This window comes from Dehalobacter sp. DCA, assembly GCF_000305775.1.
Taxonomy (GTDB): Bacteria; Bacillota; Desulfitobacteriia; order Desulfitobacteriales; family Syntrophobotulaceae; genus Dehalobacter; species Dehalobacter alkaniphilus.
Map to the genome: position 1 here is coordinate 1,010,077 of NC_018866.1, position 14,869 is coordinate 1,024,945.

A 14,869-nucleotide genomic window follows, 5' to 3' on the forward strand; every position below is an offset into this window, starting at 1 on the left:
AATTCAAGCAAGAAATCCGACATTCCCTACTTAAAGTTTTCAGTTGCTTCCAAAGGACTGTTTGCGAGAATATCCTCCACTTCCTCGAATCCTTCGGGGAAAGCATAATTGTAACGCGCAGGAAGCGCCAATACATATCTGGAATTTCGGCCGAGCTCGCTTGGCGGCATTGGTGCCGCACCAACACTGAATTTTTCATTCAGTAAGTCTGTCCATTGGTCCAGTGTAAATATCATAATCGGAATATCCTGACGAGACTGCTCCGAAGTCCATAGCGGATGACGAATCCGAATGAGCTGACCCATTTCAATCACTTGACCGCTTTGCGGACCATCCACAGCAATACCTTCCCATTGCTCAGTTACAATTGAGTAGCCCTTCCAACTGTCCGGCAACGTAAAATTAAAGCCATACACCGTGTTCTGATAGATCACCAGATTGTTGTCTTCGTTTGCCTCGTTTGAGCCGTTTGTCTGACCTGTCTGATTTGTTTCCTGATTCGTACCATTCATTTGATCGTTGTTTGCACAGCCAGCCGTCAAAATTCCCAGTCCCAAAACCAAAGTTATTAAATAGAAACCAAACCGTTTCATAGCTACCCCTCCCCTTCCTTCCGGAATCAGCTTTATCATAGCATTATTTTATTCCCTGATACAATATCAAACGAGGATGAAATATACGAATCACCTTTAACCCGTTAGCGCTTATTATCAATGTCTGCATTTTTTAATTTTAATAAATTATTCTTAACGATAACACAAGATTTCATTGTGAAAATATATATGGAGTACAAGTTTTTCATGCAGACAAGCCCCAATTACTATCGATTAGTCTGCGTGGCACAGTTCCACGACAAGCGGAGCAAGGATTGCGTAGCGCGGCCTTTTGCGTCAAGGAGGACGCAACGGCCGAAAGTGGTATTGTGGCACGCAGACAAGCCCAAAAGCCTTTTAGCACGCACTTAAGCAATTAAGCAGTATAAGCCCACAAAAAATGAGGGCACATTACGTACCCTCACAGAATCTGCAAACCTAAATCATAGGATCAAGAAGCTGGATCCTACAAAACAAAGAACGCCACAGCAATAATCAAATATACTGCTAGCAGCTGAACCCCTTCCATCCAGTTTGATTCACCATCTGTCGCTACCCTGTTGGCAATCAGAACCGAAAAGATAAGGGCTACAAGTTCAAATTCATTAAAAACAATACTCATCGGTGTAAACAGCAAACTCAGGAAAATCAATACAGGCGTTACAAACAAGATGATCTGCAGGCTTGACCCGATTGCAATCTCAACAGCGACATCCATTTTATTTTTCATTGCCATGACAATCGCCGTGCTGTGTTCAGCAGCATTACCAATAATCGGAATAAGGATAATACCGACGAAAAATTCGCTTAGCCCGATCGCTTCCGACATTGGCTCAACAGCACTGACCAGGAACTCGCTCTCCAGCCCGATCAGCACAGTGGCTCCGACCAAAACGGCAACTGCTTTTTTGATGGACCACTTTGGAGAGCTTTCCTGGGAGTGGTCGACCGAATAAATATCTTTGTGCGTGTAAAAAGAAAAGACTAAGCTCAAAATGTAGATGAGAATCATGATGACTGCGACAATGACACTGAGTCCCTCATAACGCGTACTCAGGAGTGCCGGATCCAGCGTATGCATGAAAATAGCTGGAATCGTTAAACCAATAACCGCAAATAACAGCATGCTGGCACTGTTGTCAATAACCTTTTGGTTAAAACGCTGGGACTTGTATTTGATTCCGCCCAAGAGCATGCTGGCACCCAGCACGAGTAAAATATTACCGATGACTGATCCGGCAATGGATGCTTTGACAACCTCAAAAAGACCTGCTTTTAACGCAAAGAAAGAAATAATCAGTTCTGTCGCATTGCCAAACGTTGCATTCAGAAACCCACCTATCTTGGCCCCTGAATAGAAGGAAATTTCCTCTGTCGCTTCGCCCATCAGCGCAGCCAAAGGGATAATGGCCAGTGCTGTCAAGACAAACATCAGGGTTGGTGTCCAGTGCAAAAATTCACCTACAAAAGTGATCGGCACAAATATAAGCATGTAACGTAAAATCTTCACTTTTTTCGTTCCTTTCGAATATGCTAGAATATTATAGTCCCTCCGGGCTGCAGTTCCGCGAATATAAGTTCCAGCTGGTTTTGATTGTACAAGACCCAAAGCGCTAACTGCCATTATATACAAAATGAGATACATTTTCAATTCTTAAACAAAAGTAGTGTCAGACAAAGATTCTGAATGTCCCCTCTACCATCAGCATTATAGCTTTAGCGGGTTTCCCCAGGTACTGATCGTCTCTAAAATCCGCTGCAGGAAACACCACTGTTGATCTCGAATTATTCATTACAATTATATTACATAAAAAGAATCTGAATAATCAAAAAAACACCCAAAATCAGGAGGAACATGCCATGTTGGTTGTTGCACTTAATGGGAGCCCAAAACCCAATGGAAATACGGCTCAAAGTCTTAAAATCGTTCTTCAGGAATTAGAAAAGGAGGGCATTCAGACCGAACTGCTGCAATTAGGGGGAAAACCGATTTTCGGCTGTAAGGTCTGCGGAAAATGCGCTCAAAGCACAGACAGAAGCTGCCCGGGCCATGACGACGAATTGAATCCGATTCTACAAAGAGTCTTTGAAGCTGACGGCATTCTGATCGGTTCCCCAAGCTATTTCAGCAACATGACCCCCGAAGTCAAAGCCTTTATTGACCGCTGCGGCATCGTTAACGGGGCCAATGGCCGTTTATTGACCAGAAAAGTTGGTGCCACCGTTGTGGCTGCCCGGAGAGCTGGTACAAATTTCGTTTTTTCTTCGATCAATCTATTCTTTGGCATCACCGAAATGATCACCGTAGGTTCCAGCTACTGGAATATGACACTTGCCCATAAACCCGGGAATGTGCAGCAGGACGAGGAAGGCATCCGGACATTTCAGACACTTGGCAAAAATATGGCCTGGCTTCTAAAGAAGATCAATCAGGAATAGTCATAAACAACAATGTTACTGCAGTTTCTCAGATGCTTCTATCCGATCTGCCTGAGATTCCAATACCAATGGCCGGTCTTTTAGGATTTATTCCCAAGGCCAGAAACCGCAGACCAGGTATTCGCGAAGCAAATTCAAACCACAGCCAAGGGAATAATATTCCGATAATAAGAAAACGCCAAGGACTAATCGTAATAAAACCGCCTATCACTGAATTCACAAACAAATGAAGAAACATGATCGCCATCGAGCTTTGGCCCAGGGAACTTAATACCCTTCTGCAAAACGTCCAATTGGCTAGCATCCTGCTTAGGCCGGAGATCAACAGGATTGCAGCCATCGGCACAAGGATGTTCGTACCGAAAAAGTAATACTGACGGTGCTTAAAGTCCAGACCAAACCTCAGGTAATCCTGAAAATAGGCGTATAAGAACAGGACAAGAAAGACTGCTGATAATAAAAGAATGATTTTGTTTAGCTGGGTATTTACCAGCCATTTTTTTTGTTTAAAAAGGAAACCCAGCGCATAGAAAACGATTCCAAAAAGGGCTACATCCATATTCCAGGGAACAAAGAAATCTTGGTGAAAGCGTGATTCCCAGAAGGCAAAAACAAAACATGCTGCGATCACCAGCACGACAAGCCACCTTGGACGAATCTTCCGGATGACACAGTCAAAAAATATCTGGACAAAGAATAAGCAGGTCACAAACCAGAAGGTTCCGTAAGCGCCTTCCAGCTTGCTTCCGCCCAGAACCAAGGCTGTCCAGCTGATATCGGCCGATTGGCCTTTAAGCGCACTTAAAACGGCCAGGAATACCGTAATCAGAACTATATAGAATACATAAGGGACCAGAAGCTGTTTTGACCGCCGGACGAGATATTGCAATGGTGTCCTAGCCCCGGCAGATCGATACAGATAGCCGCTGATAAAGAAAAACAAAGGCATATGAAAGAAGAACATCAAAAAAGAATACGGATGACCAGCATGTCCCCAGACGACGCTCAGTATTCCGATTCCTTTCATCACATCCAGCCAAATGATCCGGTTATCATTTTTTTCCGCGGTAATTCCCTGCACTGTCATCAAATCATCCTTCAGCTGAATATCGTCCCTTGTCACCAGATATGTGACTGGGACTAACAACAGTACTAGTCTATCACAGTCCTAAACGATGAACCAGCATTTTATTAAAGGCTACCATGTCCGCATTTTTAAGAAAGTACATATCCGACAATGCTTATTACAGCGGCTTTATAAACATTTGGGTCCAGTGAATATTACCTTCACTATCCTTTGCAGCTCCAACACCTATTTCATGATAGGACGGGCTTAGGATATTACTGCGATGGCCGGCAGAATTCATCCAGCTGTTCATGACTTCCTGCGGTGTTTGCTGACCATAAGCGATATTCTCCGCCGCAGCTGAAAATCTGATGCCGAAAGACTCCATCATTTTAAAAGGAGACCCGTAGGTCGGAGACTCGTGGGCAAAGTATCCTTTGTCGATCATATCTTGTGATTTGTATCTTGCGACCCTGCATACTTCCCAATTTTGTTTCAGTTGCTGCAATCCTTTTTTAGACCGTTCAACATTGACAAGCCGGATTACTTCCGTCTCCAGGGCTTTAATGCTGTCAATATTCGGGATCATAACCTTCTGTCCGGGGTAGATCAGTCTCAGATTTTGGATTTGCGGGTTGGCCTGGGCTAATTCGCTTAATCCAATTTCATACCGTACTGCAATTTTCCACATACTGTCTCCGGCCTGAACGCTATACTGGGTCGATTGAGCAAAAACTTGTCCAGGGCCACACAACAAAAATAACGACCCTAGAGCAGGAATGATAACATTCCGATTGACTATATTTTTTTTCATCAAATTTACCTCCTTCATTGTCCTTCAGTTATTTTGAACAACTTTCCCATCTTGCATTCAGGCTGCAGCAGGCCTATAATTTTGCCAGTAAGACTTATTCCCCTAGAGATATGTTTTAGCATCATGATTGGGAGGTTGAAACGATGGCCAAAGAAAAGATCTTGATTCATGCCTGCTGCGCCACCTGTGCAGGTTATGTCCTGGAGCAGCTTTCTGCGGATTTCACTCCGGTCATCTACTATTGCAATCCTAACATTCATCCGGAGGAAGAATACGTGCTCCGGAGTAGTGAACTGCAGAAATATGCCGCTGCCCAAAACATATCTTTTATTGAGGATCCTTATGACCCCCGGCAGTGGCTGGCACAAGTGAAAGGTTTGGAGAATGAATCGGAGAAAGGACTCCGCTGTGACCGCTGCTTTGCTCTGAGACTTCAAAAAACGGCCGCGTATGCTTCGAGAAATAATATTGGCATCTTTACAACCACTCTGACCATCAGCCCTCATAAAAGCAGCCAACACATTCTGGAGATAGGTCAAAAGATTGCTGATGAAAACTGCCTCAAATTCCTGGCCAGAAATTTCAAGAAACAGGATGGCTACAAAAAGACGATGGAGATCGCCCGATCCCAAAATTTCTACCGGCAAAAATATTGCGGCTGTGTTTATTCCGTTCGTTGAATAACAAAATAACCAAAACTTAACTACTAGATTTTTGTTTATAATCGTTGACTTTAAGGCTTTTCCATGTTAATTTTTTATTGAAGAGTCTCTAGATAATTGATGTCTAGGTATAAAATCTAGCCGCAGTTGTCTTTGGACTTTGCGCAAGAAGCTCCCGGACGCGGGAGCTTCTATTATTTTATTCGATTATTTTTGACTGTCAGAAAATACACCATTGCAAGTACCTTTACATATATTGCATAAAGTACCAATTCATACCAATTATACAGGGGGTGTCTTGCGATTATGGCTTACGAAGGTGCAGTTGCCGGTGGTGTTGTAACAGAAGGCGCAGTTGGTGGTTGTTGCTGTACGCCTAATTTTTGCGGAATTGCTATTGTAACAGTGATTATTCTGCTCTTGATTGCGATGGGTATTTTGTTTTAAGGATCTAAAATCTTATTATTTGATCTGACTGTAAAAGAGGTGAAAATAGATGTACAATTATGGATGCTGCTGCAGAACTGCCCCGGTGGCTCCGGTTGCCCCGATGGCTCCGATATCTGGCGGTGTAGGTGTAGGTATTATCGCTATTGCGATTCTTATCCTTATTGCTCTGGGTGTAATCTTCTAAAAAATTGGCAAAACTAATAAAAGAGGGACAAAGGAACGTATCTTTTGTCCCCCTTTTTGATTGGAAATAAATAATACGTCCCTTTGTTCCCCTAAGCCGCGATACTTAATCTACCGTCAAAAAGCTTTTGAAACCGGGAAGGAATTCCGCAGTTTCTATGGAATAATTTAAATAAACGGTCATCATAATAAAAGTGTCAGAGGTTTTGCTATGAAAAATATTGCATTTTTTCTTATCCCGAAAAAAGATGTTATCTTTCTTAAAAAAAATGCTACGATGCGTCAGGCGCTTGAGCGTATGGAGTACCACGGATATGCAGCAATCCCTCTGGTGGATTCCAAAGGGCATTACGCGGGAACTGTAACAGAGGGCGACCTCCTCTGGAAGCTGAAAAATACCCCTGATCTGGCGTTCAGCAACACGGAAAATATACACCTCGATGAGATTGAACAACGCACCCAGAATACAGCCGTTTCGATCAATGCACAGATCAATGATCTTATTTCCAGGGCGATCCAGCAGAATTTTGTTCCCGTGATTGACGATCAGGGAATTTTTATCGGGATCGTCCGACGCCGCGAAATTATCGAATATTGTGCGAAACTACTAAATGAAAATAATCTTAGAATCATATAAACCAGGAAATAATTTAAGGACGTTGCCGCTCCTTGCCAGTTATAGCAACGCGGTAACGTCCTAAACATTTCTATATGGATCATATGATGGTTCGATGGACTCTTATACTTCTTTCTTCTCTTCAGACGAATCCTTGGTTCCTTTGACGCTGTCTTCCAGATCATCGGTCGCAGACTTAAACTCTTTAATGCCTTTGCCCATAGCTTTACCCAATTCAGGAAGTTTCCCCGGGCCAAAAATGATCAACACAACGACTAAAACGATGACTAATGTCATGGGAGCAATCATTCCAAAAATAGGTTGCACTTCTGTCACCCTCCTTTTCATATTACTATATCATGAACTCTACAAAAAACCAATTTCTTTACCCTACATCATCCTATCGTAGAAAGAGAAAAATTACAAGCATTTTCGCCAGAAAACATGGATTGATAGACAAGATATAATTCCCAGATTAATTCCCACAGTTCTCCTGTAGCCTCAGTTACGCAAATGCCCATCTCTTTGGCTTCGGCCCGGCCTATCGGATAACCGTGCGAAAAATAACCGTTTGTAAGGTTTTGCGTGACCGCTTTCACCTTTTCCTTATCATTTTTCAGCATATATTTGGAAAGCAGGGATTCGGCATATTGTCTGGAAGCCTTTAAGGCTTTCTCATAATCCCCAATCAGCCACGGATCAAGTTTATTCAAAACCGAATTGACGATGATCTCAGAGACCTCCATATTCGAGTTGTTTTCGATGAGTTCTTCAATATATTCGAAGCAGCAGCGCAGGGCCTGCACCGGTATCCAGAAGTCCTTATACAATGGATGCTTGACCAGTGGATCTATCGGTCCCAGCTCGGATATTGGGCCCATCACAACTTCATCCGCTCCCAGAACAATCATTGAAGCTGCTGATTTCGCTGAAAAAGGAACGATGACTGAAAACTCTTCACAAAATTCCCTGATCAGCATGACAACCTTATATGGTGTATCAACCGCGCCGCCATAGCTGTGCAAGAAGAGGTCAATTTTTTGGGTTCTTCCAATTTTATTCAATTCTTGATACAACGGAACCAGGATTCCATCGTCGAGAGGTGTATAAGAAAAATAGACAATAACTTTGGAATGCCGTATCTTTTCTATTTCTTCCAATAACACTTTCCTTCTTTGGTCATTCAAAAATACACAGCTCCTCACTTAGTAATTCATGTATAATATAGTATTTTTTTCCATACAAATGAGTGTTTGTATCTCTTGAAAAAATAACCAAAGCCGCTGCGGCGGCTCTTAATGTAGTTTGAAGCAAAAAAAGAGCTGCAGTAAACTTCTTCGTTTTGCAGCGTCTCTATCATTATATTATTATAATTTAATTTGATATTTTTTTAGTATCTTGTGAGTCCTAAAATTATCATCTGAAGGTGAGCAGATTTTTCACAACTTCGCACCTTAGTAACTTCGCTCACCCATGTAATTAGCCAACTCGATTAAAGCATCCTTGGCCGGAACATCGGGAAGTTCCTGAAGGTTTGCTTTGGCTTTGTCTATATACTGCTCGACAATTTTTCTTGATTTATCGATTCCGCCTGCCTGGATGATCAGCTGGATTGCCTCGGCTACTTCAGCATCCGTTTTCGTCTTCTGACCCAAAAGTTCCTTTAATCTTTCTTTCTGCGGAGAATCCTTCAATGCAAAAATCATCGGCAGGGTAATGATCCCCTGGCGGATGTCTCCCCCGACTGGTTTTCCCAGTTCTTTTGGATTTGCAGTTATATCAAGGATATCATCGACAATTTGAAACGCAAGACCGAGGTAATTGCCGTACTTGCTCATCAGCCATATCTGTCTCGGACTGGCATTGGATACTTTGGCGCCTAATTTGCAGCATAAGCCGATCAGCAGCGCTGTTTTTCGCTGAATGCGATAGAGATACTGCTTCAAGGTCTGCGTTGTATCATAGGAAGTCTTAATTTGCTGAATTTCACCCTGACACATCTCAATACAGACATCAGCCAAGATGCTGGATACAGCGGGATTATCAATCTTCACAATCAGTTCTAAGGCCTTCGCAAGCAGATAGTCCCCTGTTGCCATCGATACGGTATTTCCCCAGCCTGCGGTCAGGGTTGGACGTCCTCGGCGGGTAAGGGATGCATCAACGACATCGTCGTGAATCAATGTTGCCATATGTATAATTTCCAGGGCCATTGTAACAGGAAGAAGCTTCTCAAACCGGTAGTCAAAAAATTTTCCGGCAAGAAGCGTAAAACTCGGACGTAGCCTTTTTCCGCCAGCTTGTAGAAGGTAAAGACAAGTTTGCGAAAACATAGGATCATCGACATTAAGAAATCTATCAAGTTCCTTTTCTACTTTTTTCAGATCTGCATTGATTTCTCTAAATAATTTCTGACGTTTCAACTATTATTCACCCGCTTGCATGTCTTTCTGATTCACTTGTTTATCGGGAGACGATTCCTCAATTTCCTGATAGGAAAGAAGCTCTTCATCTTCCGCTATTTTTTTAGACTGAGCCGGTTTATCTTCAGAAGGATGGTCTTTAGGAGGATAGTCTTTAAAAGCATTTTCAATTAGACCGTTGGGAGCACTAAGTGTACTCTTAAATTCTCTGGTGACTTCATCGGTGAATTTTCGTACTTTAAATATCATTTTGCCCAAAGTCCTCGCCACAACGGGCAAATCATCCGGACCAAATAGAACGACAGCGATGACTAATATCAGCGCAATTTCAGTCATACTCATTGGTTCTGTCCCCCTCCCTCTTCGGCTTCGGAAGGCTGAAGTTCTTTTTTCTTTCTCGTAATGAGATAGCCCAGCCATATACTTAGTTCATAAAGCATGTATATTGGGCCTGCCATCAGCAGCTGAGTTAAGAGATCCGGTGTCGGGGATACAACTACGGTAAGTATAATAATGGCAAAGAAAGCCCATTTGCGAAATTTGGCAAGCGTTTTTGGAGACAGATGTCCGGTTCTCATCAGGAAAAGCAGCACAACCGGCAGTTGGAATACTGCTCCGAAAGTCCCCATAAACGTTAAAATAAATTTCAAATAAGAGGATTTAGTCACAAAAGGCGTAGAATCTACGGCTCCTCCTCCTGCAAGCAACAGAAACTTCAAACAGACCGGCAAAACAAGATAGTAGGCAAAAGCGGCGCCGGCAATAAAAAGAATAAACGATGACGCAACGATATAGTAAAGATACTTACGTTCATTTTTTTTGAGACCTGGAAGTATAAAGCTCCATATCTGCCACAACACAACTGGAAGGGCAATAATGATACCGGTTACTACCGATATTTGCAGCTTTACCATAATCGGCTCCATCGGGGTTGTGGTAATAAAGCTTACTCCGGCCATCTCCGTGACAGGCTCTGCCAGAAAACCGTATACATAGTCGCTGAAAATATACCCGATAACCGTTCCAATAGCAATCGCATACAAAGAAATAAGAAGTACTTTTCTTAATTCTTTAACATGTCCCACAAGGCTCATTTCTAAGTTTCTTTTTTTTCTGCGTTGCACTATTTCGCTCCTCCATCAGCTAAATACGAGCCATTAATTATTCTATCACGATATTTAAAGAATACCAAATATACTTTCTATATTCTAGGAAAGTTTCTTATTCGTGTCAGACAAAAAAAAGCTCAGGTCTGAGATTGATATATAAAAATGTTTCTCAGTGGCTTGAGAGCTCCAAGATCTTCACGCAGGATATTTATTGTTGTAAGACCCCTGTACCGGCTTTTTTGTTTCGCTCGATTTCCGCGGATAGAAATTCCATTAATTCCTGCAAAGGCTTGATCGGTAAATAATCGCGGATTTGAGCCAGGTTCTCTTCTGCTTTACTGAGATTTTCCTGTAATATTGAAGCACAGGCTGGTTCTTCCGAAGCTGCCCAGGCCATCCCTATACAGTACCCAAAGTTCTCCAGTTTATCGATATAAGTTTGGGGAATCCCGGAAAGCTTAGCACTGAGTTTCACAGCCAGCGCCGTCAGAGAAGCTCTTTCATTGCCTAAGATCATGTTATATTCCTGGAAAGGGATACGCTTATTTTTATACCGCCAGCGCATCAGGATGCCTTCATTGATCGTCTTGATTAGTTTGACAAACTGACCGGCATATGGGAATATATCTTCCTGACATACCTTCTTAAGGGTTTGTCCAAACATAAAATCCCCTGTCAGTACGGGAAACTGCCTGGAATGCTCGGACATATCCTCATCAGTAATCAGTTTATGAATATGATGCGCCAAGAAAACATATTGAAAAACGGTTGCAAGGGAAAGAGTTGTTTTGCTGATTTTTCCGGTCATACAGCTTACAGACAAAACCAAGGCCGGACTCATATACCTGTCTAGATTATTCATTGGCAGGTTCAACAGATCATCTAGCGTTGATGAATTAAACTGCATTTCTTTATTCATTTCCGTTTCAACTGTTTTTAGTTCCGATTCAACGCTATAAACTTCGATCACCTTTGATTCCCCTCCAGAAATCCTAAGTATTCCACATAGTTCTGTGTTATTTTACATTATTCGTGATTAAAAATAAAAATCCTGCCCTGTTGTTTCTGTCTATTATTCAAGAAACGACATAATTCTATACATAATGTATGTATTGTATCAAGTAAATAGACCTTTAGCAATCCCGAGACTGCCAAAGGTCTATCTTTTTTGTTAGATCATTTTTGCAATGAGTTCGGCTGGATCGACAACGTGAACATCTTGATCAGGCTTAGCCTTATCTTTGACGCCGTCTTCCAGCATCGTAATACAGAATGGGCAGTTGGCGCCAATGGCTTGAGGATCTTTGGAAAGTGCTTGTTCTACTCTTAGGTTGTTGATACGGTCACCCAGATTTTCTTCCATCCACATTCTGGCTCCACCTGCACCGCAACAAAAGCTCTTGTCATGGTTGCGGTCCATCTCAACGAGCTGAACCCCTGGAATCCTATTGAAGAGTGCTCTCGGTGCATCATATTCCTGCTGGTAGCGCCCGAGATAACAGGAGTCATGGTATACAATTTTTTGTTCCGGCAGCTGAATGTCTTTATTCAGTTTCAGCTTGCCTTCTCTGATAAGCTGGTTAATGAACTGGGTATGATGAATCACTTCATAATTGCCGCCAAGTTCCGGATACTCATTTTTCAGGGTATTGAAGCAGTGTGGACAGGTAGCGATAATCTTCTTCACGCCATAGTTATTCAGGATGCCTACATTTTCTTTGGCCATGAACTGGAAGAGATATTCGTTGCCGGCACGGCGGGTAAAATCACCGCAGCATTTCTCTTCTCTGCCAAGGATCGCAAAGTTGACGCCGGCAGCCTTAAGAATCTTGGCAGTAGCTACGGAAACCTTCTTCGCGCGGTTGTCGAAAGAACCGGCACAGCCGACCCAGAATAGATACTCCGGATTTTCTGCTGTTTTCATGACTGGAATATCAAGGTCTTTGGCCCAGCCGGCACGCTCGCTCCAGCTGACACCCCACGGATTGTATTTGCTTTCAACATTACGGAAAGCCAGCTGCAGTTCAGGTGCATAGTTGTTTTCATTCATCACCTCATACCGACGCATATCAATGATCTTGTTGACATGTTCGTTCGATACCGGGCATAAAGTCTGACAGGCTGAACAGGTCGTACAGGACCAGAGTTCATCGCGTGTAAAGACATCGCCGATTAAATGCTTTTGAAGTATTTCCGCACACTCGCGGTCCTCCTTGGCAATCTTCCTGAAATCCACAGCTGTTAAATCAGCTGTGGATTTAAGACCAAGCTTGGTCATCTCAGCGCCTTTTTCCAGAAGATGATCCTTCAGCTCTCTGCTTAAGAGCTTTTTTGGATTCAGCGGTTTACCGGAGATATTGGCCGGACAGTTATCCATACAACGGCCGCATTCCCCGCATGAGAAGCAGTCCAGCAGCTGTTTCCAGGTAAAGTTTTCGATTCTTCCTATACCGTACTCCGTAACCTTTTCGTCTAGCAGATCCATTGCCGGAATCTGGCCGCCGGCAGGTTTCAACGTGGCAAAATAGCCATTGAACGGCGAGGCCAGCAAATGCATGTGCTTGGAGTTCGGGATATAGACCAGGAACCCGAGAATGATCAGCACATGGGTCCACCAGCAAATTTCAATGATGACACTGAGCGTTTCAGCGTTGTAGCCCTGGTACAGTCCGGCAAACAGATGATAGATGAAGGCCAGGTTATAAGCGGAGTTTGCATCTAAGACAACTTTGGCTCCACTGGTCAGCCATTCGGTGATAATAACCAGGAAGATCAGAATGACGATGATCGCGGCTTCTGGTGTTCGATAGAGACGTTTAGGCTTGACGATCCATCTTCGGATCACACCGATAATTAAACCGACAAATACGAGTGTCGACAGAATGTCTTTAATTAGATAGAAGTAGGGACTTGTTCCGAGCAAAGGAACATGGACAGATGGGAACAGTCCTTCGATCATAAACGGGATTTCTCCTAAGGCAATGAATATGAATCCCCAGAAGATAAACAAGTGAATATAGCCGTAAAATTCCCTGAGCATTTTGCCCTGCAATAAAACATTCACGATAAAATTCTTTAAACGTTTGCCCGGGTTGTCAAACCTGTTTTCTTTCGCGCCTAAAGTCAAAATACGGATTTTTTTACTTAAGGCGTGAACAAACGCATAAACTGCAAGTCCTGTCAGTACTAAAAATATAATCAGCTTTAAAGAAAGCAATCCTAACACCTTCCTTTTCCTACTCATCCTATTTTATCCGTCAGCCGGATCATCTTATCATTAAAGATCGTTCATTATGCCCTTAAAGATCGTTTATTACGCCCTTTTTAACGTTTTGATCTTTTGGGTCAGCATCGGCACAATTTGATGAAGATCCCCAACAAGACCATAGGTCGCGATGTTGAAAATGGGAGCTTCGGGATCATTGTTAATTGCAACAACGATATCGGAGGTATTCATCCCGGCAAGATGCTGAATAGCGCCTGAAATACCACAGGCAATATAAAGTTTCGGAGCAACCGTTTTTCCGGTCTGCCCTACCTGACGGTAATGCGGAACCCATCCTGCGTCAACTGCTGCACGGGATGCACCGGCTACGCCTCCAAGAGCTTCAGCAAGTTCCTCAATCAAACGGTAATTTTCCGGCCCGCCGATGCCTCTGCCGCCGGAGACAATAATCTCAGCATCCTGCAGATTGACGGTGTGAGATATGCTTTGGATAATATCTAAAATCTTGGTGGTCATATCCGCTTCTTTGACGGAGCTTTCACAGCGGATAACTTCACCTGTCCGGCTGTAATCGGGCTCATCCATTTTCATGACCTTCGGACGGACCGTGGCCATCTGTGGACGATGATTCGGGCAAAGAATGGTCGCCATAACATTGCCGCCAAATGCAGGCCGGGTCTGTCTTAAAAGCCGTGTTTCCGGATCAATGGAAAGAGCGGTGCAATCCGCCGTAAGGCCGGTGGTAATCCTGACTGCGATACGTGCTGCAAAATCACGTCCGTTATTGGTCGCGCCAAACAGCAGAATCTCCGGTTTATATTTATTAATAATTTCAACAATCGCATCCGTATAGGAATCGGTACGATAATCCTTAAACACAGGGCCGTCTACCAGATAGACTTTTTCAGCGCCGTAAGCAAAACACTCTTTAGTCAATTCGTCAACATTTTCACCAAGAAGCACGCCGGCCAGTTCCGCCTTCAGCTCATTGGCCAACTTGCGGCCTTCGCTAAGCAGCTCGAGCGCTACGGTGTCAATCTTGCCGTTGCGTTGTTCGATAAAGACCCATACACCTTTGTATTCATCGTTGTTTTTAGAAGCTCTCTTGGCTTTTTTGGTAACTTCTATGGCATTGTTCGGACAAGCTTTGCCGCAGGCTCCGCAGCCGGTACAATTTTCCTTTAATTTTGCGATGCCGGCTACGATCTCTATAGCACCGAAAGGACATCTATCAACACAAGCGCCGCAGCCATTACATTGATTTTCTAGGATCTTTACACTCATTTTC

17 protein-coding genes are annotated in these 14,869 nt (G+C 43.3%); 5 read left to right on the forward strand and 12 right to left on the reverse strand.

Annotation, left to right across the window (positions count from 1 at the left end; genetic code table 11):
* Window positions 1-26 precede the first annotated feature (26 nt).
* Complete coding sequence (locus DHBDCA_RS04720; RefSeq protein WP_015043027.1) at window positions 27-593, reverse strand: PsbP-related protein; 567 nt, start codon at window positions 591-593, stop codon at window positions 27-29.
* Window positions 594-1,059: 466 nt separating this feature from the next.
* Entirely contained in the window at window positions 1,060-2,238 is a 1,179-nt protein-coding gene (gene cax, locus DHBDCA_RS04725; RefSeq protein WP_081580503.1) for a calcium/proton exchanger, read from the reverse strand.
* Between the two features lie 215 nt (window positions 2,239-2,453).
* Here cax and DHBDCA_RS04730 point away from each other — a divergent pair, with 215 nt between their 5' ends.
* A complete protein-coding gene (locus DHBDCA_RS04730; RefSeq protein ID WP_015043029.1) occupies window positions 2,454-3,032 on the forward strand; it encodes a flavodoxin family protein in 579 nt (192 codons plus the stop codon).
* Between the two features lie 28 nt (window positions 3,033-3,060).
* Here DHBDCA_RS04730 and DHBDCA_RS04735 read toward each other — a convergent pair whose 3' ends face one another.
* Window positions 3,061-4,119: an acyltransferase family protein gene (locus tag DHBDCA_RS04735; RefSeq protein ID WP_015043030.1), complete on the reverse strand. Its 1,059-nt coding sequence runs from the start codon at window positions 4,117-4,119 to the stop codon at window positions 3,061-3,063.
* A gap of 157 nt (window positions 4,120-4,276) precedes the next feature.
* On the reverse strand, window positions 4,277-4,912 hold the full coding sequence (gene safA / locus DHBDCA_RS04740; protein ID WP_015045137.1) for a SafA/ExsA family spore coat assembly protein: 636 nt from the start codon (window positions 4,910-4,912) through the stop codon (window positions 4,277-4,279).
* A gap of 143 nt (window positions 4,913-5,055) precedes the next feature.
* On the opposite strand from safA, the gene DHBDCA_RS04745 reads away from it, so the two are divergent.
* From DHBDCA_RS04745 to DHBDCA_RS04750, 4 genes are all read left to right on the forward strand, one after another.
* Complete coding sequence (locus tag DHBDCA_RS04745; protein WP_015043033.1) at window positions 5,056-5,592, forward strand: epoxyqueuosine reductase QueH; 537 nt, start codon at window positions 5,056-5,058, stop codon at window positions 5,590-5,592.
* Between the two features lie 288 nt (window positions 5,593-5,880).
* Window positions 5,881-6,021 carry a hypothetical protein gene (locus DHBDCA_RS15400; RefSeq protein ID WP_015043034.1) on the forward strand — a complete coding sequence of 47 codons (141 nt, stop codon included), beginning with the start codon at window positions 5,881-5,883 and terminating at the stop codon, window positions 6,019-6,021.
* Between the two features lie 49 nt (window positions 6,022-6,070).
* Window positions 6,071-6,208 carry a hypothetical protein gene (locus tag DHBDCA_RS15405; protein ID WP_015043035.1) on the forward strand — a complete coding sequence of 46 codons (138 nt, stop codon included), beginning with the start codon at window positions 6,071-6,073 and terminating at the stop codon, window positions 6,206-6,208.
* A gap of 210 nt (window positions 6,209-6,418) precedes the next feature.
* Window positions 6,419-6,844 carry a CBS domain-containing protein gene (locus DHBDCA_RS04750; RefSeq protein ID WP_015043036.1) on the forward strand — a complete coding sequence of 142 codons (426 nt, stop codon included), beginning with the start codon at window positions 6,419-6,421 and terminating at the stop codon, window positions 6,842-6,844.
* 102 nt (window positions 6,845-6,946) lie between these two features.
* Here the strand turns inward: DHBDCA_RS04750 and tatA are convergent, their stop codons facing one another.
* The 8 genes from tatA to DHBDCA_RS04790 all read right to left on the reverse strand — a co-directional run bounded on the left by tatA (window position 6,947) and on the right by DHBDCA_RS04790 (window position 14,865).
* Complete coding sequence (gene tatA, locus DHBDCA_RS04755) at window positions 6,947-7,150, reverse strand: twin-arginine translocase TatA/TatE family subunit (RefSeq protein ID WP_015043037.1); 204 nt, start codon at window positions 7,148-7,150, stop codon at window positions 6,947-6,949.
* Window positions 7,151-7,218: 68 nt separating this feature from the next.
* A complete protein-coding gene (locus DHBDCA_RS04760) occupies window positions 7,219-8,010 on the reverse strand; it encodes an SDH family Clp fold serine proteinase (RefSeq protein ID WP_015043038.1) in 792 nt (263 codons plus the stop codon).
* A gap of 267 nt (window positions 8,011-8,277) precedes the next feature.
* On the reverse strand, window positions 8,278-9,246 hold the full coding sequence (locus DHBDCA_RS04765) for a polyprenyl synthetase family protein (protein WP_015043039.1): 969 nt from the start codon (window positions 9,244-9,246) through the stop codon (window positions 8,278-8,280).
* Window positions 9,247-9,249: 3 nt separating this feature from the next.
* Window positions 9,250-9,588 carry a Sec-independent protein translocase subunit TatA/TatB gene (locus DHBDCA_RS04770; RefSeq protein WP_015043040.1) on the reverse strand — a complete coding sequence of 113 codons (339 nt, stop codon included), beginning with the start codon at window positions 9,586-9,588 and terminating at the stop codon, window positions 9,250-9,252.
* A complete protein-coding gene (gene tatC / locus DHBDCA_RS04775) occupies window positions 9,585-10,370 on the reverse strand; it encodes a twin-arginine translocase subunit TatC (protein ID WP_015043041.1) in 786 nt (261 codons plus the stop codon). Before tatC ends, DHBDCA_RS04770 begins: the two co-directional genes overlap by 4 nt.
* Before the next feature lie 193 nt (window positions 10,371-10,563).
* Window positions 10,564-11,325, reverse strand: a complete 762-nt coding sequence (locus tag DHBDCA_RS04780; protein WP_015043042.1) for a polyprenyl synthetase family protein — start codon at window positions 11,323-11,325, stop codon at window positions 10,564-10,566.
* Window positions 11,326-11,526: 201 nt separating this feature from the next.
* Window positions 11,527-13,599 carry a (Fe-S)-binding protein gene (locus DHBDCA_RS04785; RefSeq protein ID WP_193352138.1) on the reverse strand — a complete coding sequence of 691 codons (2,073 nt, stop codon included), beginning with the start codon at window positions 13,597-13,599 and terminating at the stop codon, window positions 11,527-11,529.
* Between the two features lie 69 nt (window positions 13,600-13,668).
* A complete protein-coding gene (locus tag DHBDCA_RS04790; protein ID WP_015043044.1) occupies window positions 13,669-14,865 on the reverse strand; it encodes an electron transfer flavoprotein subunit alpha/FixB family protein in 1,197 nt (398 codons plus the stop codon).
* Window positions 14,866-14,869 lie beyond the last annotated feature (4 nt).

Bases quoted from the DNA above. Each gene is read 5' to 3' on its own strand.
- DHBDCA_RS04720 (WP_015043027.1), bottom strand. From the start codon at position 593: ATGAAACGGTTTGGTTTCTATTTAATAACTTTGGTTTTGGGACTGGGA.
- cax (WP_081580503.1), bottom strand. From the start codon at position 2,238: ATGTATCTCATTTTGTATATAATGGCAGTTAGCGCTTTGGGTCTTGTA.
- DHBDCA_RS04730 (WP_015043029.1), top strand. From the start codon at position 2,454: ATGTTGGTTGTTGCACTTAATGGGAGCCCAAAACCCAATGGAAATACG.
- DHBDCA_RS04735 (WP_015043030.1), bottom strand. From the start codon at position 4,119: ATGACAGTGCAGGGAATTACCGCGGAAAAAAATGATAACCGGATCATT.
- safA (WP_015045137.1), bottom strand. From the start codon at position 4,912: ATGAAAAAAAATATAGTCAATCGGAATGTTATCATTCCTGCTCTAGGG.
- DHBDCA_RS04745 (WP_015043033.1), top strand. From the start codon at position 5,056: ATGGCCAAAGAAAAGATCTTGATTCATGCCTGCTGCGCCACCTGTGCA.
- DHBDCA_RS15400 (WP_015043034.1), top strand. From the start codon at position 5,881: ATGGCTTACGAAGGTGCAGTTGCCGGTGGTGTTGTAACAGAAGGCGCA.
- DHBDCA_RS15405 (WP_015043035.1), top strand. From the start codon at position 6,071: ATGTACAATTATGGATGCTGCTGCAGAACTGCCCCGGTGGCTCCGGTT.
- DHBDCA_RS04750 (WP_015043036.1), top strand. From the start codon at position 6,419: ATGAAAAATATTGCATTTTTTCTTATCCCGAAAAAAGATGTTATCTTT.
- DHBDCA_RS04770 (WP_015043040.1), bottom strand. From the start codon at position 9,588: ATGAGTATGACTGAAATTGCGCTGATATTAGTCATCGCTGTCGTTCTA.
- DHBDCA_RS04785 (WP_193352138.1), bottom strand. From the start codon at position 13,599: ATGAGTAGGAAAAGGAAGGTGTTAGGATTGCTTTCTTTAAAGCTGATT.
- DHBDCA_RS04790 (WP_015043044.1), bottom strand. From the start codon at position 14,865: ATGAGTGTAAAGATCCTAGAAAATCAATGTAATGGCTGCGGCGCTTGT.